Origin of the sequence: Kitasatospora sp. LaBMicrA B282, from assembly GCF_050325825.1 — a bacterium.
Taxonomy (GTDB): domain Bacteria; phylum Actinomycetota; class Actinomycetes; order Streptomycetales; family Streptomycetaceae; genus Kitasatospora.
Map to the genome: position 1 here is coordinate 1 of NZ_JBNQTI010000381.1, position 802 is coordinate 802.

General features: G+C 58.5%; 1 rRNA gene. It reads right to left on the reverse strand.

Annotation, left to right across the window (positions count from 1 at the left end):
* Positions 1-746: ribosomal RNA gene (locus ACQRUO_RS39560) — 23S ribosomal RNA — on the reverse strand; the annotation flags it as partial.
* Between the last annotated feature and the right edge of the window lie 56 nt (positions 747-802).

The window sequence follows — 802 nt, forward strand, 5'->3', positions numbered from 1 at the left end:
CGCCCTATTCGGACTCGCTTTCGCTACGGCTACCCCACACGGGTTAACCTCGCTACACACCGCAAACTCGCAGGCTCATTCTTCAAAAGGCACGCAGTCACGGCCACCAAAGGTGACGACGCTCCCACGGCTTGTAGGCACACGGTTTCAGGTACTATTTCACTCCGCTCCCGCGGTACTTTTCACCATTCCCTCACGGTACTATCCGCTATCGGTCACCAGGGAATATTTAGGCTTAGCGGGTGGTCCCGCCAGATTCACACGGGATTTCTCGGGCCCCGTGCTACTTGGGAGATGAGCAAGCAAGCCGTACAGATTTCGTCTACGGGGGTCTTACCCTCTACGCCGGACCTTTCGCATGTCCTTCGACTACCCATACGGTTTCTGACTCGCCCAGCCGCCGGCAGACGACTGAAGCTCATTCCCACAACCCCGAAGTGGCAACCCCTGCCGGGTCTCACACCACTCCGGTTTAGCCTCATCCGGTTTCGCTCGCCACTACTCCCGGAATCACGGTTGTTTTCTCTTCCTGCGGGTACTGAGATGTTTCACTTCCCCGCGTTCCCTCCACACTGCCTATGTGTTCAGCAGCGGGTGACAGCCCATGACGACTGCCGGGTTTCCCCATTCGGACACCCCCGGATCAAAGCTCGGTTGACAGCTCCCCGGGGCCTATCGTGGCCTCCCACGTCCTTCATCGGTTCCTGGTGCCAAGGCATCCACCGTGCGCCCTTAAAAACTTGGCCACAGATGCTCGCGTCCACTGTGCAGTTCTCAAACAACGACCAGACACCCACACGCA